Origin of the sequence: Brevundimonas sp. P7753 (assembly GCF_013386595.1) — a bacterium.
In the GTDB taxonomy this organism is placed as follows: domain Bacteria; phylum Pseudomonadota; class Alphaproteobacteria; order Caulobacterales; family Caulobacteraceae; genus Brevundimonas; species Brevundimonas bullata.
On record NZ_JACARP010000033.1, the window covers coordinates 19,190 to 39,575 of the forward strand.

Annotated in this window: 13 protein-coding genes; 3 read left to right on the forward strand and 10 right to left on the reverse strand. The window is 68.4% G+C overall.

What is annotated here, in order from left to right; genetic code table 11:
• Window positions 1–113: 113 nt before the first annotated feature.
• Window positions 114–1,718, reverse strand: coding sequence for a bifunctional phosphoribosylaminoimidazolecarboxamide formyltransferase/IMP cyclohydrolase (gene purH / locus HX774_RS07730; RefSeq protein WP_178825696.1), 1,605 nt, complete (start codon window positions 1,716–1,718; stop codon window positions 114–116).
• 141 nt (window positions 1,719–1,859) lie between these two features.
• On the opposite strand from purH, the gene HX774_RS07735 reads away from it, so the two are divergent.
• Window positions 1,860–2,246, forward strand: coding sequence for a GIY-YIG nuclease family protein (locus HX774_RS07735; RefSeq protein ID WP_178825698.1), 387 nt, complete (start codon window positions 1,860–1,862; stop codon window positions 2,244–2,246).
• Here HX774_RS07735 and HX774_RS07740 read toward each other — a convergent pair.
• The 6 genes from HX774_RS07740 to HX774_RS07765 all read right to left on the reverse strand — a co-directional run bounded on the left by HX774_RS07740 (window position 2,243) and on the right by HX774_RS07765 (window position 12,111).
• Window positions 2,243–3,637 carry an RsmB/NOP family class I SAM-dependent RNA methyltransferase gene (locus HX774_RS07740; RefSeq protein ID WP_178825699.1) on the reverse strand — a complete coding sequence of 465 codons (1,395 nt, stop codon included), beginning with the start codon at window positions 3,635–3,637 and terminating at the stop codon, window positions 2,243–2,245. The genes HX774_RS07735 and HX774_RS07740 overlap by 4 nt on opposite strands.
• Complete coding sequence (locus HX774_RS07745) at window positions 3,634–5,601, reverse strand: potassium transporter Kup (protein ID WP_178825701.1); 1,968 nt, start codon at window positions 5,599–5,601, stop codon at window positions 3,634–3,636. The genes HX774_RS07740 and HX774_RS07745 overlap by 4 nt, the downstream gene beginning before the upstream one ends.
• A gap of 73 nt (window positions 5,602–5,674) precedes the next feature.
• The gene (locus tag HX774_RS07750) at window positions 5,675–6,430 is read right to left on the reverse strand and encodes a thioredoxin family protein (RefSeq protein ID WP_178825703.1); all 756 of its coding nucleotides are present in this window, start codon (window positions 6,428–6,430) and stop codon (window positions 5,675–5,677) included.
• Window positions 6,431–6,646: 216 nt separating this feature from the next.
• Window positions 6,647–8,842, reverse strand: coding sequence for a prolyl oligopeptidase family protein (locus tag HX774_RS07755; RefSeq protein WP_178825705.1), 2,196 nt, complete (start codon window positions 8,840–8,842; stop codon window positions 6,647–6,649).
• 170 nt (window positions 8,843–9,012) lie between these two features.
• Window positions 9,013–11,190, reverse strand: coding sequence for a prolyl oligopeptidase family protein (locus HX774_RS07760; protein ID WP_178825707.1), 2,178 nt, complete (start codon window positions 11,188–11,190; stop codon window positions 9,013–9,015).
• A gap of 117 nt (window positions 11,191–11,307) precedes the next feature.
• Window positions 11,308–12,111 carry a potassium channel family protein gene (locus HX774_RS07765; protein WP_178825709.1) on the reverse strand — a complete coding sequence of 268 codons (804 nt, stop codon included), beginning with the start codon at window positions 12,109–12,111 and terminating at the stop codon, window positions 11,308–11,310.
• 49 nt (window positions 12,112–12,160) lie between these two features.
• Here HX774_RS07765 and dapF point away from each other — a divergent pair, with 49 nt between their 5' ends.
• Together dapF and HX774_RS07775 are read left to right on the forward strand one after the other, a co-directional pair.
• Window positions 12,161–13,006 carry a diaminopimelate epimerase gene (dapF, locus tag HX774_RS07770; protein WP_255500226.1) on the forward strand — a complete coding sequence of 282 codons (846 nt, stop codon included), beginning with the start codon at window positions 12,161–12,163 and terminating at the stop codon, window positions 13,004–13,006.
• Between the two features lie 89 nt (window positions 13,007–13,095).
• On the forward strand, window positions 13,096–15,375 hold the full coding sequence (locus HX774_RS07775; RefSeq protein ID WP_114817089.1) for an NADP-dependent malic enzyme: 2,280 nt from the start codon (window positions 13,096–13,098) through the stop codon (window positions 15,373–15,375).
• A 61-nt stretch (window positions 15,376–15,436) separates the two neighbouring features.
• Here HX774_RS07775 and HX774_RS07780 read toward each other — a convergent pair whose 3' ends face one another.
• From HX774_RS07780 to HX774_RS07790, 3 genes are read right to left on the reverse strand one after another with little or no spacing between them, the layout of a single operon-like run.
• The gene (locus tag HX774_RS07780) at window positions 15,437–17,116 is read right to left on the reverse strand and encodes a beta-lactamase induction signal transducer (protein ID WP_178825713.1); all 1,680 of its coding nucleotides are present in this window, start codon (window positions 17,114–17,116) and stop codon (window positions 15,437–15,439) included.
• A 42-nt stretch (window positions 17,117–17,158) separates the two neighbouring features.
• Window positions 17,159–18,706, reverse strand: a complete 1,548-nt coding sequence (locus HX774_RS07785) for a response regulator (RefSeq protein ID WP_178825715.1) — start codon at window positions 18,704–18,706, stop codon at window positions 17,159–17,161.
• A 54-nt stretch (window positions 18,707–18,760) separates the two neighbouring features.
• Window positions 18,761–20,347: a YifB family Mg chelatase-like AAA ATPase gene (locus tag HX774_RS07790; RefSeq protein ID WP_178825717.1), complete on the reverse strand. Its 1,587-nt coding sequence runs from the start codon at window positions 20,345–20,347 to the stop codon at window positions 18,761–18,763.
• Between the last annotated feature and the right edge of the window lie 39 nt (window positions 20,348–20,386).

A 20,386-nucleotide genomic window follows, 5' to 3' on the forward strand; every position in this document is an offset into this window, starting at 1 on the left:
CCCAGGCGGTTCAGCGGCCCGCCCGCGACCGAAAACGCCGCGCGTGAAGCCGCCGCCTGGGTCCCGGGTTCGCTGCGCGCCCCGGGATGACAGAAGGGAGAGGGACCTCCGGCTTAATGCCGGAAGACGCGCACGCCGGTGAAGGCCATGGCGATGTTGTTCTCGTCGGCGGCGGCGATGACCTCGGCGTCGCGCATCGAACCGCCCGGCTGGATCACCGCCGTGGCGCCGGCGGCGATGGCTTCCAGCAGGCCGTCGGCGAAGGGGAAGAAGGCTTCGCTGGCGCAGGCGGACCCTTGCGCCAGAGAATGGGCCAGGCCCTTGGCCTCGCCGGCTTCCTTGGCGCGGATGGCGGCGATGCGGGCGCTGTCGCGGCGGTTCATCTGGCCGGCGCCGATGCCTGCCGTCTGGCCGTCCTTGGCGTAGACGATGGCGTTGGACTTGACGTGCTTGGCCACGGTGAAGGCGAACAGCATGTCCTGAATCTCGGTGGGCGTCGGCTGACGGCGCGTGACGATCTTCAGGTCGGACGGCTTGATCAGCGAACGGTCGCGCGACTGCACCAGGAAGCCGCCGGCCACCGAGCGGAAGACCTCGCCGGCGCCGTGCGGGTCGGGCAGGCCGTCGGTGATCAACAGGCGCAGGTTCTTCTTGGCGGCGAAGACGGCCTTGGCTTCCTCGTCGGCGCCGGGGGCGATGACGACCTCGGTGAAGATGCCGGTGATGGCGCGGGCATCGTCGCCGTTCAGCGGGCGGTTGACGGCGATGACGCCCCCAAAAGCGGAGACCGCGTCGCATTCCAGCGCGCGGACGTAGGCTTCCGACAGAGTGGCGCCGACGGCCACGCCGCAGGGGTTGGCGTGCTTGACGATGACGCAGGCCGGGCTTTCGAACTCGGCCACCAGCTCATAGGCGGCGTCGGCGTCGGCGATGTTGTTGTAGCCCAGCTCCTTGCCCTGGACCTGTTCGGCGTAGGCCACGCCCGGACGGCGTTCGCCGGTGCGGTAGAAGGCGCCGGTCTGATGCGGATTCTCGCCATAGCGCAGGGTTTGCGCCAGCGAGCCGGCGATCGACTTTCGGGCCGGGGCGGCGTCGTTCAGTTGCCCGGCGAACCACGACGACACGGCGGCGTCATAGGCGGCGGTGCGGGCGAAGGCGCGGGCGGCCAGCTGCTTGCGCAGGCTCAGCGTGGTCGCGCCGTCGGCCTTCAGGGCCTCCAGGATCAGGCCGATGCTTTCGCCGTCCACGGCGACGGCGACGTGGCCGTGGTTCTTCGAGCCCGAACGGATCATGGCCGGGCCGCCGATGTCGATGTTCTCGATGGCCGCTTCAAAGCCGCCGCCGTCCTCGACCGTCTTCTCGAACGGATAGAGGTCGATCCAGACGATATCGATGGCGCCGATATTGTGCTCGGTCATGGCGGCGGCATGGGCCGGGGCGTTGCGCACGCCCAGCAGGCCGCCGTGCACGACGGGGTGAAGGGTCTTCACCCGACCATCCATCATTTCCGGGAAGCCGGTCAGATCGGCCACGTCCTTGACCGGCAGGCCATAGCCCGCGATCGCCGCCTTGGTGCCGCCGGTCGAGACCAGCTCGACGCCTAGACCGGCCAGTGTGCGCGCGACATCCTCCAGCCCCGCCTTGTCCGACAATGAAATCAGGGCGCGGACAGGTTTGATCGCGTCCGGGGCAGGCGGAAAGTCGGGAGCGGCGGGCATGGGCGGCGTCCGTTAACAGCTGGGGCGGGGAGATGGCGCGCGCTCTAGCACCATCGGGACCCGGCGTCAGCCCTTGGCGCCATACACACCGTCATCCTCGGGCTTGACCCGAGGATCGAGTTGTCCGCCACTCGACGTTCCATGAATGAGCGCCGCCCCTTCATCGCCGCCTATATCCTGGCCAGCCGTCCGCTCGGCGTCCTCTACGTCGGCATGACGTCGAACCTCTACGAACGCATCCGCCAGCATCGCGAGGACAGGGTCGAAGGCTTCGCCCAACGCTACGGTTGTAAGACCCTCGTCTGGTACGAGACGCACGGCTTCGTCACCGAGGCGATCCGGCGCGAGAAGGCGCTCAAACGCTGGAAACGCACGTGGAAGCTGGAATTGGTCGAGAAGACCAACCCCGAGTGGCAAGACCTCTATCCCAGCCTGTTCGGACTGGCGCCCGATCCTCGGGTCAAGCCCGAGGATGACGAAGAGGGAGAGGGCCTTGACCCATTCCTGAAACGGCTCGACGGCGCTTAGCCCTCGATCCGCTCCAGCTTGGCGACGAAGAAGCCGTCGACGCCGCCGCGTTCGGCCCATTGTGAGGGCAGGATGCGCAGCCAGCCTTCGGGGGTCAGGGCCTCGCCCGGGGCGCCGATCTCGGCTGGGACGGCGGCGACGGTGCGGAAGGCGGGGTTGCGGCGCAGGAAGGCGATGATCTGGGTTTCGCCCTCTTCGCGTTCCAGCGAGCAGACGCAATAGACCAGACGGCCGCCGGGCTTCACTTTCTCGGCGGCGACGTCCAGCAGACGGTGCTGCACGTCGGCCAGCTTGGCCACCTCGGCGGGGCGGGTGGCGCGCAGGACTTCGGGGTTGCGGCGATAGGTGCCGGTGGCGGTGCAGGGGGCGTCCAGCAGGACGGCGTCGAAGGTGCGCTCGTCTTCCCAGTCCTCGGCGGGAACGGCCACGACCTCGACCGGCAGGCGGGTGCGGTCGAAGTTCTGTTTCAGGCGCTTCAGACGCGCGGGCGAACGGTCCAGAGCGACAACGTCAGCGCCGGCGGCGGCCAGTTGCAGGGTCTTGCCGCCGGGGGCGGCGCACATGTCCAGAACCGTCTCGCCGGCCTTGGCGGCCAGCAGGCGGGCGGGGACGGCGGCGGCGGCGTCCTGGACCCACCAGTCGCCGGCCTCGAAGCCAGGCCAGCCGGCCACGTCGCCGCGCTTGCCGGTGCGGACCGTGCCGCCGGGCAGGACCTCGCCCTCGACGTCCTGGGCCAGTGCGTCCAGATCGACGCCGGGCTTAGCGCTGAGATCGGTGGCGGGCTCGTCGCGGGTAGCCAGGGCCAGACCGATGAGGTTGGCCTCGCCATAGGTGGCTTTCCAGCGGGCGGCCAGCCAGTCGGGCAGGTTGGATTCGGCCGTGGTCAGGCCGGGACCGTCACGGTCCACGCCGCGCAGCACGGCGTTGACCAGGTTCTTGTAAGGGCGGGTCTTGGCGTCGCGCTCAGCCAGCTTGACGGCGGTCGAGACGGCGGCAAAGGCGGGCGTGCCCAGGACCAGGGTCTGGGCCAGGGCGACGCGCAGGATGGTGCGGACCGGGGCCGGCGGCGCCTTTTGCAGGCGGCGGTCCAGAATCTGGTCGATCTCGCCCAGACGACGCAGGGCGGCCATGGCCACGGCGCGGGCGAAGGCCCGGTCGGGGCCCGCCAGATCCTTGGCCGGAGACTGGGACAGGGCCTCGTCCAGACCTGTGCGCTTCTCCAGCGCGGCGTTCAGCAGGATGCCCGCGACCAGGCGAGCCTCGACGCCGATGTCGGCGTGGGGATCATCGGTGACGATCTCGGGCTGGGCCTCGCGACGCGGACGCGATTTCTCGGCCATGCGGCGACCGCGCGCCGCCGAACTCTTACCCTTGGGCGTACCACCACTCATACGGAAACCTGCGTGCCCAGCTCGACCACGCGGCCGGGCGGGATATGGAAGAAGTCGGTCGGATTGGCGGCGTTGCGCATCAGGAAGATGAACAGCTTGTCCTGCCAGAGAGGCATCCCCTGACGCGCGGAGGCGACCACGGAACGACGGCCCAGGAAGAAGCTGGTCGACATGATGTCGAACTTCAGCCCCTGCTTGCGGCACAGGCCGAGCGCGCGGGGCACGTTCGGCGTCTCCATGAAGCCGTAGGTGATGGTCAGCCGTTTGAAGTCGTCGCTGATCGGCTCCATCGTCACCCGCTGGCTGTCGGACACGCGCGGGCGGTCGGCGGTGTGGACCGTCAGGATGACGTTCTTCTCGTGCAGCACCTTGTTGTGCTTCAGGTTGTGCATCAGGGCCACCGGCGCGACCTCGGGGTCCGAGGTCAGGAAGATGGCCGTGCCCGGCGCCCGGTGCGGCGGACGGGCCTTCAGCATCTCGATCAGGTCGGTGAGCGGCAGGCTGTCCTTGCGGGTCTTCTCGGTCAGGATCTGCGTGCCGCGCACCCAGGTCCACATGATCAGCACCAGGCCGCCGCCCAGGACCAGCGGCATCCAGGCGCCGTCCGGGATCTTGAGCAGGTTGGAGGTCAGGAAGACGCCGTCGATGAAGCCGAAGGGAACCAGGGTGCCCAGCACCGCCCACATCGGCCACTTCCACTTCTTGGTCACCACCGACCAGGCCATCAGGGTGTTGACCAGCATGGTGCCGGTCACGGCCACGCCGTAGGCCGCCGTCAGATTATGCGACGACTGGAAGGTCAGCAGCAGGAAGAGCACCCCGATCATCAGCAGGCTGTTGACCGCCGGGACATAGATCTGGCCGGCCAGGGTCTCGGAGGTGTTGCGGATGTCGATGCGCGGGAGCAGGCCCAGCTGGACCGCCTGTTGCGTCACCGAGAAGGCGCCGGTGATGACGGCCTGGCTGGCGATGACCGTGGCCGCCGTGGCCAGGATCAGCATGGGCCAGTAGACCATCTGCGGCACCATATTCCAGAACGGGTTGTCGGCCGCGCCGGGGTTGGCCAGCAGGAAGGCGCCCTGGCCCAGATAGTTGAGCGTCAGACAGGGCAGGACCACGAACAGCCAGCCCTGACGGATCGGCGCCTTGCCGAAATGGCCCATGTCCGCATAGAGGGCCTCGGCCCCCGTGACGGCCAGGAAGACGCTGCCGAGGATGACGAAGCCGAGGAAGCCGTCCTTGAGCAGCAGCTGGACGCCATAGGTCGGCGACAGGGCGCGCAGGATCGAGATGTCGTCGAAGATGTGCACCAGACCCATCACGCCCAGGCTGAGGAACCAGACGGCGGTGATGGGGCCGAAGAACTTGGCCAGACCGGCGGTGCCGCGCGACTGGACCATGAACAGGGCGATCAGGATGCCCGCCGAGATCGGCAGGATGAAGGGGTCCAGCTCGCCGTTCAGGCCCGGCGCGTCCTTCAGACCCTCGACCGCCGACAGCACCGAGATGGCCGGGGTGATGACGCCGTCGCTGTAGAACAGGGCCGCGCCGCAGACGCCGAGAATGAACAGCCAAGCGCTGCGTCGGCCGACCGCGTGCTGGGCCAGGGCCATCAGCGACAGGGTGCCGCCCTCGCCCTTGTTGTCGGCCCGCATCAGGAACATGACGTATTTGAACGTCACCACGATCATCAGGGCCCAAAAGGCTAGGGAGACCACGCCGATGATGGCCAGTTCGCCGCCGACGCCCTTCTGGGCGTGGCCGATGGCCTCGCGCAGGGCGTAGATCGGACTGGTGCCGATGTCGCCGAAGACCACGCCGATGGCGCCCAAAATCAGGGCGCGATGCGTCGCCTTGCCGTGCCCTGCGCCCTGGTGGGGCGGAGAGGGAGTCCCGGCGTTCGGTTGTTCGGAAGCGTTTGCGGCGGACGCGTTCACGTCGCCACGGGGCGTGTCCCCAGCCATGCATAACCTCCGGGTCGCGCGAAGGGCGCGCCCATCAAGAGCGGCGGGCCTTTAACCGCTTTCCGTCAGCGGTTCAATCGGCCCTCGGTTCCGACCGACGAGCCGCCGACAGAATGCGCCGGTCCGTCTTGGCCTGAACCAGCACTACGACGTTGTCTTCAGAGGCGGAATCGGCCGGAAGAGCAAAAAGAACCGGACGCCCGGTCCAGTCGCCCAGTCGTCGTATTTCGCGCACCACATTGACGTGACGCACGGCCTGGCCGCGATTGTCGCCCTGTTTGACCTCGACCGTCTGCAGGCCGGGTTGATAGACCACGGCCATGACCTCGGCGCCGCCGACGGGAGGGCGACCCGAGCCGACGCCGACCCGGTCGCCGGTTTCGCGGAACTCGATCTCGGGCGGCCACAGGCGGGCGGCGGCCTCGGCGTCGATGGCGGCCTGAAGCTCAGGCGGGCGGGCCCCCGACAGGTGACGACGACCGTCGATCACCACCTGGGGCGTCGAGACGTTCCTCAACCTCAGCGCCTGACGATAGGCCTGCTGACGGGCGGCGAACTCGGGTTTGGCGAAGGTGTCGGACCAGCCGAGATAATCCCAGTAGCCCACGCCGTAGGTCAGGGCGATGACGCCTGGCTCATTGGCCACCGCCTCCAGGGTGCGATTGGCGTCCGGGCAGCCGGAGCAGCCCTGGGCCGTGAACAGCTCGACCACCACCGGCTGGACGGTCGCGTCGCGCTCGCGCGGCGGCGAGGCCGCGGCGGTGAGAAGGCCGACGCCCGCGAGGGCTGCCGCCGTCACCCCAAACCTGATCGAACCCCGTGCCGTCATCTGGCGATCCTAGCCCCTCGATCCGTCTGCGCCGCTCATAAAACCGTGAAGGACATTATCCTTGGCCTATCGCCCTTCGGGCTGCTTGAGGCCGCGCCGCCTTCACGTCATCCCGGCCGCAGCGAAGCGGAGAGCCGGGACCGCCCAAGACGCAGACGTCAGCGCCCCTGGCGGTCCCGGATCGCGGCTGCGCCGCTTCCGGGATAACGCGCAGGGCTAGTCCATCAACTGCTGGCTGAGATAGACGTAGTGCCGGGCCCAGCGGCGAGCGTTGGCGACCGGGTCGGCGTCGTTGGAGTGACCGCCGGCCGTGTCCTCGAAATAGAGGTGATCGTGACCCTGATCGGCCAGGCGCGCGGCGAACTTGCGGGCGTGGCCGGGGTGGACGCGGTCGTCGCGCGTATTGGTGGTGATGTAGACGCGCGGGTACTTCGTCTCGGGCCGCAGCTGCTGATAGGCCGAGTAGCGGGCGATGAATTCGGCGTCGGCAGGGATGCGCGGGTCGCCGTATTCGCCGATCCACGAGGCGCCGGCGGGCAGGTCCTGATAGCGCAGCATGTCGATCAGCGGGCTTTCGATCACCGCCGCATTGAACAGTTCCGGATGCTGGGTGATCGACACGCTCGTCAGGACCCCGCCGTTCGAGCGGCCATAGATGCCCAAGTGGCGCGGGCTGGTGATCTTGCGCTGTTCCAGATCGCGGGCCACGGCGGCGAAGTCGTCGAAGGCGCGCTGGCGGTTTTCACGCAGGGCCGCCTGGTGCCAGGCGGGACCGAACTCGCCGCCGCCACGGATATTGGCCTGGACGAAGACGCCGCCGTTCTCGAGCCAGAGCTTGCCCATCTCGGGCTTGTAGGCGGGCGGGAAGCTGGCCTGGAAGCCGCCGTAGCCGAACAGGATGGTCGGGCCGGTCCCGTCCATCGCCAGGTCCTTGGGCCGGGTGACGAAGTAGGGGATCTTCGTCCCGTCGCTCGAGGTCGCCTCGAACTGCTCGACCACATGGGTCGAGGCGTCGAACTTGGCCGGGGCCGCCTTCAGCTCGGTCAGGGCGCCGGCGGCGACGTCGGCCAGGCTGAGGGTCGGCGGTGTCAGGAAGCCCTGCGTCGAGACGAAGACCTGGCCCTTCGACTTGGAGCTGTCGCCCAGACCCACAGCGCTGTTGGCGGGGACGGCCAGTTCGGTCACGGTCCAGCCGTTCGCGCTCGGGGTGAAGCGCTTCAGCGTGCCGACGACGTTGTCGGCGATCACCGCGACGATGCTGTCAGAGAAGACCGTCACGTTTTGCAGCGACTGGCGCGGCGAAGGCGTGAAGACGGTCGCCCGCTGGGCGCCGATGGCGATATCGAGCCGGACAGGTCCCAGAACCCCGAGCGGCAGGGACAGCAGGGAACCGGCGGCATAGTCCTGACCGTCGAAGCTCCAGGCCTGATCCAGCGAGAAGATCAGATTGCCGGCCCTGACGCCTTCGACAGCGACGCGTTCCGGCAGGTTCAGCTTGACCGGCTTGCCGTCCACCAGACGCCAGATTTCCGAGCGGAAGGTGTCCAGCGGGCGGCTGAACAGGACGGCTTCGACCGCGCCGGCCTTATCACGGAAGACCATGGGCGAGACGCCGTAGCCGCCGTCGGACTGCTGGCCGCGATAGACCTCGGTCGCGTGGGCCAACGGGTGGCCGCGCTTCAGGGATTTGACGATGAAGGGATAGCCCGACTCCGTCATGGTGTTGGGACCGAAGTCGGTGGCGATCAGCAGGGTGTCGCGATCCAGCCAGGCCAGGCGGTGCTTGCCCTCGGGGATGATGAAACCGCTCTCGACAAAGGTCTTGGTGGTCAGGTCGAACTCGCGGACCGTTACGGCGTCCTTGCCGCCGTCCGACAGGTTGATCAGGCAGCGGGTCTCGTCCGGGGCCAGGCAGTCGGCGCCCTTGAACACCCAGTCGCGGCCCTCAGCCTTGGCCAGAGCGTCGATGTCGATCAGCGTCTCCCACTGGGGCTGGGCGGTGCGATAGCTGTCCAGAGTCGTGCGGCGCCAGACGCCCTTGGGATTGGCCGCGTCCTGCCAGAAGTTGCCGAGGCCTTCGCCGAGGAAGCTGACGCCGGGGATGCGATCGGTGGCCGTCAGGATGGCCTCGGCCTGCTGGCGGAAGGGCTCGTAACGGCGGTCGCCGGTCAGGGCGGCCAACGCCTTCTCGTTCGAGGCGGCGACGAAGGCCCGGGCCTCCGCTCCGTCCACCTCTTCCAGCGCCAGGTGATCATCGGCGGCCTTGACCCCCTCGGGCGACAGGTCGCGCGGGAAGTGGGGCGGGGGCGTGGTCGCAGAGGCGGCGACCGGGTCGGCAGGGGCCTGGGCGAGGGCCGGGCCGGCGGCGAGGATCAGCACCGGCAGGGCGGCGGACAAGAACAGGGACTTCATGAAGGCAAACTCCGCTTTCGGAATCCTCCCCTGCGTCAGCGGGGGAGGGGGACCGCCGTCAGGCGGTGGAGGGGGAGGAACCAGCCTCGGCGTCCAGGGTCGCCCCCTCCACCACTTCGTGGTCCCCCTCCCCCGTTCGCCAAGGCTCACAGGGGAGGATCAGATACCGACTATTGCTTCGCCGGTTCGTCCATCAGGCGGCGCGTCAGATAGGTGTATTCCAGCGCGATGCGGCGGGCAGTTTCTCGCAGGTTGGCGCCGGCGGCGTGGCCGCCGTCAGTGTTTTCATAGAAGAGGACCGGATAGCCCAGTTCCTCCAGACGCGCCGCCGCCTTGCGGGCGTGGCCGGGGTGGACACGGTCGTCCTTGGTCGAGGTGTGGATGAAGACCTCGGGATAGGGCTGGCCCGCCGCCAGCTTTTGGTAGGGCGAATACTGCTCGATCCAGGCGCGCTGTTCCGGGATGTCCGGGTTGCCGTATTCACCGATCCACGAGGCGCCGGCCAGCAGCTTGTGGAAGCGCAGCATGTCGAACAGGGGCACCTGGATGACGGCGGCGTTGATCAGGTCCGGGCGCTGGGTCAGCATGGCGCCCATGAACAGGCCGCCCTGCGACCCGCCCATGATCCCCAGGTGCGGCTGGCTGGTGACGCCGCGCGTGATCAGGTCCTGGGCCACGGCCTGGAAGTCCTCGTGGGCGCGCTGGCGGTTTTCCTGCTGGGCCGCCTGGTGCCATTTCGGGCCGAACTCGCCGCCGCCGCGCGTATTGGCGATGACATAGACGCCGCCGCGCTCCAGCCACAGCTTGCCCACCGTCGGCGAATAGCCCGGCAGCAGCGACGACTGGAAGCCGCCGTAGCCGTAGAGCAGCGTCGGGTTAGACCCGTCCATGGCCATGGCGTCCTTATGGACGACGAAATAGGGGATCATGGTGCCGTCGGCCGAACGGGCCTCGAACTGATCCACCTTCATGCCCGTGGCGTCGAACTTGGCGGGCAGGGATTTGGTCAGGCTGACCGCGCCGGTCGCCGCATCGGCCAGATAGAGGCTAGACGGGTTCAGATAGCCGGCGACGCTGACGAAGATCTTGTCGTCCTGTTCCGAGGCCGAGCCGACGCCGACGGTGACGTTCTGCGGCAGGTCCAGGCGGGTGCGCGCCCATTCGCCAGCAGGGTTCGGACGATAGACATAGACCGAGCCGCGCACGTTTTCATAAAGCGCCACGACCAGGGTGTTGCGGGTGGCGTTGATGCCCTCGATCGCCTCGCGCTCGCCCGGACGGATGACCAGTTGCGCCGGGGTCTTGGGATCGGCCAGCCAGGCTTGCAGGTTCCAGGCGATGACGTCGCCGGTCTTGAATTCCTGACCCGAGGGCGCGGTCCAGTCCTGATCCGTCGTCACCACCATCTGGCCGGCGACCAGGGCGTTGATGCTGGACTTGAGCGGCAGGGCCAGCTGGGTCGTCGAGCCGTCGGCGTTCAGGCGCCAGGTCTCGCTCTCATAGAAGTTGATCCCCCGGTTCAGCAGCACCGCCTGAACCACGCCGTCCGCGTCGCGCAGGGTGTAGCCGGAGACCGAGACGTCGGTCTTCTGGCCGGCGAAGACCTCGACCGCCTGATCGACGCTCTGGCCGCGCTTCATCAGGCGCACGGTGCGCGGATAGCCAGAGTCCGTCAGCGAGCCCTCGCCGAAGTCGCGCGAGATCAGGACCGTATCCTTGTCGATCCATGTCACGCCGCCCTTGGATTCCGGCAGGTTGAAACCGCCGTCCACGAAGGTCTTGGTCACGCTGTCGAACTCGCGGATCGTCACCGCGTCCTTGCCGCCGTCGGAGAGGGACAGCAGGCAGTAGCGTTCCTCGGGCGCCAGGCAGGTCGCGCCCTTATAGACCCAGTTCTTGCCCTCGGTCGCCGACAGGGCGTCGATGTCGAGGATGGTCTCCCAGGTCGGGGCGTCGGTGCGATAGGAGTCCAGCGTCGTGCGGCGCCAGATGCCGCGCACGTGCTCGGCGTCCTGCCAGAAGTTGTCGACGTGGCCGTCGTGGGTGAAGCCCGGCGAGGGGATGCGGTCGCGCGACTGGACGATGTCCAGGGCCTGCTGGTGCAAGGTCTCGTAGCGCGGGTCGCCTTGCAGCGTGCCCAGCGAGGTCGCGTTGTGGGCCTTGACCCAGTCCATGGCGCGCTCGCCCTCGACCTCTTCCAGCCAGATATAGGGGTCGGTCGCCTCGCTGGTCGCAAAGCCCGGCGTGGATGCGGCGGCGGCGGGCGTTTCAGACGAATGGGCCATGGCGACGGGTGCGGCTCCGGCGGCGAGAAGAAGGGCGGCGGCGGACGCCAGAGTGCGGATCATGTTTTCATTCCCAACAGAATTGGGCCCCAACGAAATTTGTCGGCACCTTGGCGAGAGGCGACGGCGGCGGCAAGCGGCGGAAATCTTACAAGCCTGTCATCTTTGGTCGCAGGGCGATCAGGCGCCGTCGTCCGGGATGCACAGAATCTCGCCGCAGGCCTTGCAGTGGACAGCGTCGGGGTCGTGCTTCTGCAGGCCGCAGACGGGGCAGGGGAACTTGACCTTGTGCGGCCGGATCAGGGTCTGGGCCAGGCGGATGAACAGGGTGATGCCCACCAGCATGACGATGATGGAGACGACCCGCCCTCCGTTGCCCGGCAGGGTGATGTCGCCGAACCCTGTGGTCGTCAGCGTCGCCACAGTGAAATAGAGGGCGTCCAGATAGCCGTTGATGTGCTCGGCCTTGCCCCGGAAATAGGCATAGACGAAGCCGGTCACGACGAAGACGAAGGTGATCAGAGCGGCCAGGGCTCGGGTGATTTCCTCGACCCGCGTGTCGTCGAAGCGGCGGCCGATGGTGCGCCAGAACAGGTCGCTGTTCAGCAGGCTCCACAATCGCAGCAGCCGCAGGAAGCCGAGGTTGGCCAGCCAGACCGGGAAGAGCAGGGTCGCCAGGACGAACAGATCAATCCAGACAATCGGCCGCTTCAGCCAGTCCCTGATGTCGGAATAGGCATAGGCCCGCGCCGCCAGGTCCAGGCCGAGGATGGTGGCGACGACATAGTCGGCGACGTAGAAGACCCAGCCCGCCTCCTTCAGGATCGGCGTGGCCAGGAAGAAGCCGATGATGGCGATGTCGATGACGATGACCATCAGGCGGAACTTGACCGCCTTGGGCTGGGTCCCGTGATAGAGATAGCGTAGCCGCGCCCTCAGCCTCAGACCCTGGTGTTTGCCGCTGTCGCTGTGTTCGGACGTCATCGACGCCAGCGATACATGAACTGGCGAGAAATCCTATATGAAGGCCGTCATGAGCCACACGCCCCGCCCCTATATCCGCATGAACGGCGCCGGAAACGCCTTCATCGTCGTCCAGGCCTTCGAGGAGGGCTTTCATCCGACCGAGGATCAGGTGCGCGCCCTGTGCGACCCAGCGTCGCCGACCGGGGGCTGCGACCAGCTGATCGGCGTCGAGCCGTCCGAGACGGCGGACGCCTTCATGCGGGTGTGGAACGCCGACGGCTCGATGGTGCAGACCTGCGGCAACGCCCTGCGCTGCGTCGGCTGGCTGCTGCTGGAAGCCACCGACAAGGAAGAGGTGATCATCGACACCCTCGCCGGACCGACGACGGCGCGGCGGGCGGGCGATCATCAGGTGACGGTGGACATGGGCCGACCCCGCCTCGACTGGACCGAAGTGCCGCTGTCCGAGGAGATGGACACGCGCGGCATCGAACTTCAGGTCGGACCAATTGATGCGCCGCTGCTGCACACGCCCGGCGCGGTCTCCATGGGCAATCCGCACGTGGTCTTCTTCACCGACCAGCAGGACGACGCCTTCGTGCGCGGCTCGGGCTCGTTGATCGAGCATCACCCGCTGTTCCCGGAAGGCGTCAACGTCGGCTTCGCCAAGGTCATTGACCGCGATCATATCCGGCTGCGGGTCTGGGAGCGCGGCGCGGGGCTGACCCTGGCCTGCGGCACCGGCGCCTGCGCCGCCTTGGTGGCGACCGCCCGGCGCGGCCTGACCGACCGCAAGGCGACCGTCGTGGTCGACGGCGGGACGCTGACCATCGACTGGGACGAGGCGTCCGGCCACGTCTTCATGACCGGCCCCGTCGAGATCGAGCGTACGGGGCTATTGCCACAAAGCTGAGCAATCGTCGGCCTGACGCTGCGTCAACGGTTGTCCCCACCCCTCCCACGATCTAGGAACGACGGGCGCCTGCCCTTCCCGAGATCGAAATGCCCGAATTGACCGACAAACAGACCTTCTCCGACGACGACGCTCTGGAGTTCCACAGCACGCCGACGCCGGGCAAGATCTCCATGGCCCCCACCAAGCCGATGGCGACACAGCGCGACCTGTCGCTGGCCTATTCGCCGGGCGTGGCCGTGCCGGTCCTGGCCATCGCCGCCGATGCGGACAAGGCCTACGACTATACCGCCAAGGGCAATCTGGTCGCCGTCATCTCCAACGGCACGGCCATCCTCGGCCTGGGCAACCTCGGTCACATGGCCTCCAAGCCGGTGATGGAGGGCAAGTCGGTCCTGTTCAAACGCTTCGCCGACGTCGACAGCTTCGACGTCGAGGTGAAGACCACCGACCCGGACGAGTTCGTCACCGTAGTCAAGAACATCGGCGACACCTGGGGCGGCATCAACCTGGAGGACATCAAGTCCCCGGAATGCTTCGAGATCGAAGCGCAGTTGCAAGACCTGCTGGACATCCCCGTCTTCCATGACGACCAGCACGGCACGGCCATCATCTCGACCGCCGCCCTGATCAACGCCTGCCATGTCGCCGGCAAGAAGCTGGAAGACGTCAAGGTGGTTCTGTCGGGCGCCGGGGCCGCAGGCCTGTCGTCCATCGCCCTGATGAAGGCCGCCGGGGTCAAGGCCGAGAACACCGTCATCTGCGACCGTCAGGGCGTCATCTACAAGGGCCGCGACAACGTCTCGCAATGGCAGGCGGCGCACGCCACCGACACGCCCCTGCGCACCCTGGCCGAGGCCATGGTCGGCGCCGACGTGGTGCTGGGCCTGTCCGCCAAGGGCGCGATCAGCAAGGAGATGGTCGCCTCCATGGCGCCCAAGCCGATCATCTTCGCCATGGCCAACCCCGACCCGGAAATCACCCCGGAAGACGTCAAATCGGTGCGTTCGGACGCCATCATCGCCACCGGCCGCTCGGACTATGTGAACCAGGTCAACAACGTCCTGGCCTTCCCCTATCTGTTCCGGGGCGCGCTGGACGTGCGCGCGCGCCAGATCAACCACGAGATGAAGATCGCCTGCGCCCACGCCCTGGCGGCGCTGGCCCGCGAGGACGTGCCGGACGAAGTCGCCGCCGCCTATCGCGGTCGCAAGCTGAAGTTCGGCCCGGAATACATCATCCCGACCCCGTTCGATCCGCGCCTGATCTGGTACATTCCGCCCTTCATCGCCCAGACGGCGATGGACACCGGCGTGGCCCGCAGGCCGATCGAGGACATGGACGCCTATCGCATCGCGCTGAAGCAGCGGGTCGATCCGTCCGCCGCCCTGATGCAGAAGATCTCCTCGGCCGTGCGCTCCGGACCCAAGCAGCGGGTGGTCTTCGCCGAGGGCGAGGAGCAGTCGGTCATCCGCGCCGCCTGGGCCTTCAAGCAGGCCGAGCTGGGCACGCCCCTGCTGGTCGGGCGCGAGGACCTGATCCGTCAGAACGCCGCCGAGGCGGGTTTGAACTTCGACGAACTGGGCATCGAGATCGTCAACGCCCGCACCTCGGGTCACAACGCCGAATACACCGACTGGCTGTACGAGCGCCTGAACCGTCGCGGCTATCTGCGTCGCGACGTGCAGCGCATGATCAATCAGGACCGCAACTATTTCGGCGCCACCATGATCGCGCGCGGTCAGGCCGACTGCATGGTCACAGGCGTGACCCGCAACTTCAACATGGCCCTGAAGGAAGTCCGCCGTGTCCTCGACGTCACGGACCGCATGATCGGCCTGTCGATCCTGCTGGCCAAGGGCCGCACCCTGTTCGTGGCCGACACCTCGATCCATGAACTGCCCAACGCCGCCGAACTGGCCGAGATCGCCATCAAGGCCGCCGCCACGGTCAAGAAGCTGGGCCGCAAGCCCCGCGTCGCCTTCCTGTCCTACTCGACCTTCGGCGATCCCCCCGGCGATCGCGGCGAGAAGGTCCGCGAGGCCATCCGCATCCTGGACGCCATGGACGTCGACTTCGAATACGAAGGCGAAATGCCGCCCGAACTGGCGCTGAACCCCGAGGCGCGCGCCAACTATCCCTTCATGCGCCTGACCGGCGACGCCAACGTCCTGGTCATGCCGGCCATCCATTCGGCGGCCATCTCGACCCGCCTGGTGCAGTCGCTGGGCGGCGCCACGGTGATCGGCCCGCTGCTGGTCGGCCTGGAGAAGTCGGTGCAGATCGTGCCCCTGGGCGCCTCGGTCAACGAGATCATCACCGCCGCCACCTTCGCCGCCTACGCCGAGGGGGCATCGGTCGAGGACTGACCGCTCAAAGCCGACAAGACGTTGAGAGGCGGCCTTCGGGCCGCCTCTTTGCGTTTGGGCGTCAGGTTTCCAGGTTCAGACGGCGACGCTCGGCCGTCAGACGCACCCACTCCATCGCGCAGAAGACGACGGCGATGACGCCCAGCCAGGCGGCGATGACGAACATGGCGGCATAGCCCTGATGCTCGATCAATTCGCCCAGAGCCCCCCGACCAAGAGTCCCGATCAGCAGGGCCAGCGAAGTGAACACCGCGAATTGGACGGCGCCGAACATCTTGTTCGACAAGGCCGACAGATAGGCGACGAAGGCCGCGCCCGCGAAACCGCCGGCGATGTTCTCGCCCGCAATGGCCAGCATCAAACGCGCCAGAGGCTCGCCCACGTGGAACAGGCCGAACAGCTTGTAGAGGCTGCTGATCTGCATGAAACCGTGGATGACCGGCGCGCCCAGCGCCAGATCCATCATCAGCAGATTGGTGGCCGCCGACAACGCGGCGCCCAGCAGCAGACTGGCCATCCGCCCAATAACGAGCAGGGCCCAACCGCCCAGCCCGATGCCGAGGATGGTCATGACCACGCCGAAGGTCTTGGAGGCCAGGGCGATCTCGGTCTTGGTGTGCCCCAGGGCTCCGCCTGTGTCGCCCATGTAGAAGGGGAAGGCGAACGGCCCCCAGACCCCGTCGGTGATGCGGTAGGTCAGAATCAGGCCCAGGACGATGATCGCCCCCCAGCCCAGACGTCCCATCAACTCAACCAGAGGCGCCAGAATGGCGTCGTAGAGGGTGTTCAAGAACGGCGGCGCGTCGCGTTCCCCCTGAACCGGCCCAGTCTTGCCGCCCCGCCAGACAATCAGCCCGGCCAGGGCGGCGGGCAGGATGACGGCGCCGCCGACGATCCACGGGCCCCAGGTGGCGGTGAACTCGCCCGCGCTCGGCGCAGGAGTGACGCTTAGCGCCGTGACCATGAAGCGGATCAGCATGAAGGCGGCCCAGGCCCAGGCAAGCAGGGTGGCGGCCAGCGCCATCATGCGCAGACGCGGCGAACCGATGCGTTCGCGGGCGATGGCCTGCCTGGGCGCCGGCTTGGGCTCGGGCGCGATCAGCGTGCCCAACAGCCCCAGGCCCATCAGGCCCGCGCCGATGACAAAGGTCGTGGACCAGCCCAGCGTGTCCGCCAACACCAGGGCGCCCGCACCGCCGATCAGGGCCGCCGTGCGGAAACCCAATTGATAGACCGTCGACAGCAGGTCCACTGGCACGCGTTCGTCGGCGACCTCGATCCGCCAGGTGTCGATGACGATGTCCTGTGTGGCCGAGGCGAAGGCGCCGAGCGCCGCCGCGCCCGCCAGCAGGGCGATCGCGCCCGTGCCCGGATGCGACAAGGCGATGGTCAGCAGCGCGCCCACCACAACGACCTGACACAGAATCAGCCACGACCGACGCCGCCCCATCTTGCCGATGATCGGCGGCGTCAGGCCGACCGAAGGCGACCAGAGGAATTTGAAGGCGCCGAACAGGCCGACCCAGGACAGAATGCCGATAGTGGCCACCGACACGCCGGCATCCGACAGCCAGGCGTTCAGGGTGCCGAACAGCATGGCGAAGGGCAGGCCTGCGGAAAAGCCCAGCAGCAGCATGGCCAGGGTGCGTCGCTCGTGAAACGCCGCCTTCAGAACGCCCAGGCCTTTCGGCGACGGCTGCAGGGCCGCAACCTCGGAAGCGGGCGTCTTCGTATCGGTCATGCAGGTCTCCGGCGGACGCCGCCGGAAAACGGGCGGTCGTGGTTACTGAGCGCCGACCTTGGCGCGGTTGCCGACGTTCGTCCAGCGGGTCAGGGCGGCGCGCAGGGCGTCAGCCTCCAGCGGCTTGGTCAGATGGTCGTTCATGCCGGCCTCCAGACAGGCGATGCGGTCCTCGGCGAAGGCGTTGGCGGTCAGGGCCACGATGGGGGTGCGCTCGCCGCGCGCTCTCAAAGCGCGAACGGCGGCGGGGCCGTCCATGCGCGGCATACGCATGTCCATGAAGATCAGATCGAAGCGGGCCTCTTTGAGCGTCAACAGGGCCTCATGGCCGTCGGCGGCGGTCTGGACCACGCAGCCTTCGCGCCGCAGCAGGGTCTTGGCCAGAAGGGCGCCGACCGGATTGTCCTCGACCAGCAGGACCCGCAGGCCCTTGAAGGCCACAGGCGTGACGCGGTCGTCGTCCTGAGCCCGCCCCACGGCGACGGTCAGGCCCTTGCGGCGCCCGGCAGCGGCCAGCACCCGCTCGGCCAATGAGGCGCGGCGCAGCGGCTTGATCAGATAGCCGTGGAAACCCGCGGCGCGATATCGATCCACCAGATCGCGTTCGCTGGGCTTGAGCAGGATGATGGCCTCGCCCTGCGACGGGCGCACCATCAGGGCGCCGTCCTCGGCCATGGCGTGATCGATCAGGGTCACGCCCGCCTGGCGCGCGACGCGGCCGCCGGAGGCCTCGATCTGGGCCGTCGCCGCCTGTCGCACGAAGGGATCGGGCGTGCGCACCGCCACGACGACGCCCTCCAGAGGACGGGCGCGCGGTTCGGTTCCGGCGGTCGGGAAGGGCGCCTCGAAGCGAAAGCGGGCGCCGGGGCCGTCGGGGCGGTCGGCGACGGTCACGGTCCCGCCCATGGCCTGAGCCAGGCGACGGACCACGGCCAGGCCCAGACCCGCGCCGTCGAAACGGGCGGCGTCGGAGGCGTCGGCGTGGCCGAACTCGTCGAAGATACGGGTTCGCGCTTCTTCCGGCACGCCGGGGCCGGTGTCGTCGACGACGAAGGCCAGACGCGGACGCGCGGCGGTTCCGCCGGCGCGCTCGACCGTCAGACGCACCCCGCCCCGGTCGGTGAATTTCACGGCGTTGCCGGCCAGATTGAACAGGACCTGACGCAGCCGCCCCTCGTCGGCGATGATGTCGGGCGCGTCGGCGGCGACGGACCAGGCGATCTCCAGCCCCTTGTCGTGGGCCCTGGGGCTGAGCAGTTCGGCCACGCCGCGCGTCAGGCCTTCCAGATCGACGGGGGCCGGATCGAACTCCAGCGCCCCAGCCTCCAGCCGGGCGAAGTCGAGCAGATCGTTGACCAGGCCCAGCAGGTGCTCCGCCGACTTCTGCGCCGCCTCGGCATAGGCGCGCTGCGCCCCGTCAAGCTTGGTCCGCGACAGCAGGCCCAGCATGCCGATCACCCCGTTCAGAGGGGTGCGCATCTCATGGCTCATCAGCCGCAGGAACTGCTGTTCCGGCGCGTCCGAGGGCGCTCCGGGGGGGGCGGCGGGCGTGATCTCGGTCGGTGCGTGCGTTCTGCGTGCCTGGGCCATAGCGACCACCCTAGCGCCCAAGGGTTAAGCGTGGCCGAACGAGGATTTCAGATCTCAGAAGGCCGGGGCCTCGCTGCGATGCGCCGTCTGGCGGTCGAAATCGCCCTGGGCCCCGAGCGTCGTGCGGCGATACATCAGGGCCTCGGCGACGTGGCGGCGCAGCACCCCGGTCGAACCGTCGAGATCGGCGATGGTGCGCGCCAGCCGCAAGGTTCGGGTCCAGCCGCGCGCGGTCAGACCCCCTGCCTCGCCCGCCCGCATCAAGAGCGCGCGGCCCGCGTCGTCGGGCGTGGCGAAGCGATCCAGGGTCTCGCCCGAGGCGCGGGCGTTGATGGCCTGATCGCGGGCCTTCACCGGTTCGAAGCCCGCCGCACTGACCCGCTCCTCCTGCTGGGCGCGGGCGGTCGCCACGCGGGCGGCGGCCTCGGCCGTGCCTTCCGCGGGCGGCGGCAGGGCCATGTCGGCGGCGGTGACGGGCGGCGTCTCAACCGTCAGGTCGATGCGGTCGAACATCGGGCCGGAGATGCGGTTCTGGTAGTCGCGCTGGCAGCGCGGAGCCTTGCCGCAGGCGCCGCGTCCCGATCCGCCAAGGCCGCAGCGGCAGGGGTTCATCGCCGCCACCAGCTGGAACCGCGCCGGATAGCGGACATGGGCGTTGGCGCGCGCCACCACGATCTCGCCCGTCTCCAGCGGCTGACGCAGGCTGTCGAGCGCCTGGGCCGAATATTCCGGCAGTTCGTCGAGGAAAAGGACGCCGTTGTGGGCCAGGGAGGCCTCGCCCGGCTTGGCCCGCAGCCCGCCCCCGGTCAGGGCGGCCATGGAGGCCGAATGGTGCGGCGAACGGAAGGGCCGGTCGCGGGTCAGGGCGCCGCGCTGGATCAGACCGGCCACCGACCAGACCATGGAGGTCTCCAGCAGTTCCTGGGGCGTCAGCGGCGGCAAGAGGCCCGGCAGGCGCTGGGCCATCATCGACTTGCCTGATCCGGGCGGGCCGATGAACAGCAGGTTGTGGCCGCCCGCCGCCGCGATCTCCAGCGCCCGCTTGGCGCTTTCCTGACCCTTGACCTCGCGCAGGTCGGGCACGGCGCCGCCCGCCGTCACCGGGCCGGGTTCAGGCGCGCGCAGGATCTGCGTGCCCCGGAAATGATTGATCAGGCCGATCAGGGAGCGCGGCGCCAGAATGGCCGTGTCGCCGGCCCAGGCGGCCTCAGGTCCATTGGCCTCGGGGCAGATCAGGCCCAACCCCATGGCCCCCGCCGCCATCGCCGCCGGCAGCGTGCCGCCGACCGCCGCGATCTGACCGTCCAGTCCTAGTTCGCCGACCGCCGCCCAGCCGTCCAGGGCGTCGGGGGCGATCACCCCCATGGAGGCCAGCAGGGCCAGGGCGATGGGCAGGTCGAAATGACTGCCTTCCTTGGGCAGGTCGGCGGGGGCCAGGTTGGCGATGACCTTCTTGGGCGGCAGGGCCAGACCGATGCCCGCAAAGGCCCCGCGCACCCGTTCGCGGCTCTCGGCAACCGCCTTGTCCGGCAGACCGACGATGGCGAAGGCGCCGGCGGGCGTCGCCACCTGCTGCACCTCGACATCGACCCGTCGCGCCTCGACCCCGTCGAATGCGACCGTCACCACCCGCGCGACCATGCCCTCACTCCCTCAGCCCGAAAGAGAACAAATCACGAA

What these genes read in the sequence shown, in the direction of transcription:
- HX774_RS07745 (WP_178825701.1), bottom strand. Translation starts at nt 5,601, where the DNA reads ATGGCTGGGGACACGCCCCGTGGCGACGTGAACGCGTCCGCCGCAAAC.
- HX774_RS07760 (WP_178825707.1), bottom strand. Translation starts at nt 11,190, where the DNA reads ATGATCCGCACTCTGGCGTCCGCCGCCGCCCTTCTTCTCGCCGCCGGA.
- HX774_RS07735 (WP_178825698.1), top strand. Translation starts at nt 1,860, where the DNA reads ATGAATGAGCGCCGCCCCTTCATCGCCGCCTATATCCTGGCCAGCCGT.
- HX774_RS07785 (WP_178825715.1), bottom strand. Translation starts at nt 18,706, where the DNA reads ATGGCCCAGGCACGCAGAACGCACGCACCGACCGAGATCACGCCCGCC.
- HX774_RS07740 (WP_178825699.1), bottom strand. Translation starts at nt 3,637, where the DNA reads ATGAGTGGTGGTACGCCCAAGGGTAAGAGTTCGGCGGCGCGCGGTCGC.
- HX774_RS07780 (WP_178825713.1), bottom strand. Translation starts at nt 17,116, where the DNA reads ATGACCGATACGAAGACGCCCGCTTCCGAGGTTGCGGCCCTGCAGCCG.
- HX774_RS07765 (WP_178825709.1), bottom strand. Translation starts at nt 12,111, where the DNA reads ATGACGTCCGAACACAGCGACAGCGGCAAACACCAGGGTCTGAGGCTG.
- dapF (WP_255500226.1), top strand. Translation starts at nt 12,161, where the DNA reads ATGAGCCACACGCCCCGCCCCTATATCCGCATGAACGGCGCCGGAAAC.
- purH (WP_178825696.1), bottom strand. Translation starts at nt 1,718, where the DNA reads ATGCCCGCCGCTCCCGACTTTCCGCCTGCCCCGGACGCGATCAAACCT.
- HX774_RS07750 (WP_178825703.1), bottom strand. Translation starts at nt 6,430, where the DNA reads ATGACGGCACGGGGTTCGATCAGGTTTGGGGTGACGGCGGCAGCCCTC.
- HX774_RS07790 (WP_178825717.1), bottom strand. Translation starts at nt 20,347, where the DNA reads ATGGTCGCGCGGGTGGTGACGGTCGCATTCGACGGGGTCGAGGCGCGA.
- HX774_RS07775 (WP_114817089.1), top strand. Translation starts at nt 13,096, where the DNA reads ATGCCCGAATTGACCGACAAACAGACCTTCTCCGACGACGACGCTCTG.
- HX774_RS07755 (WP_178825705.1), bottom strand. Translation starts at nt 8,842, where the DNA reads ATGAAGTCCCTGTTCTTGTCCGCCGCCCTGCCGGTGCTGATCCTCGCC.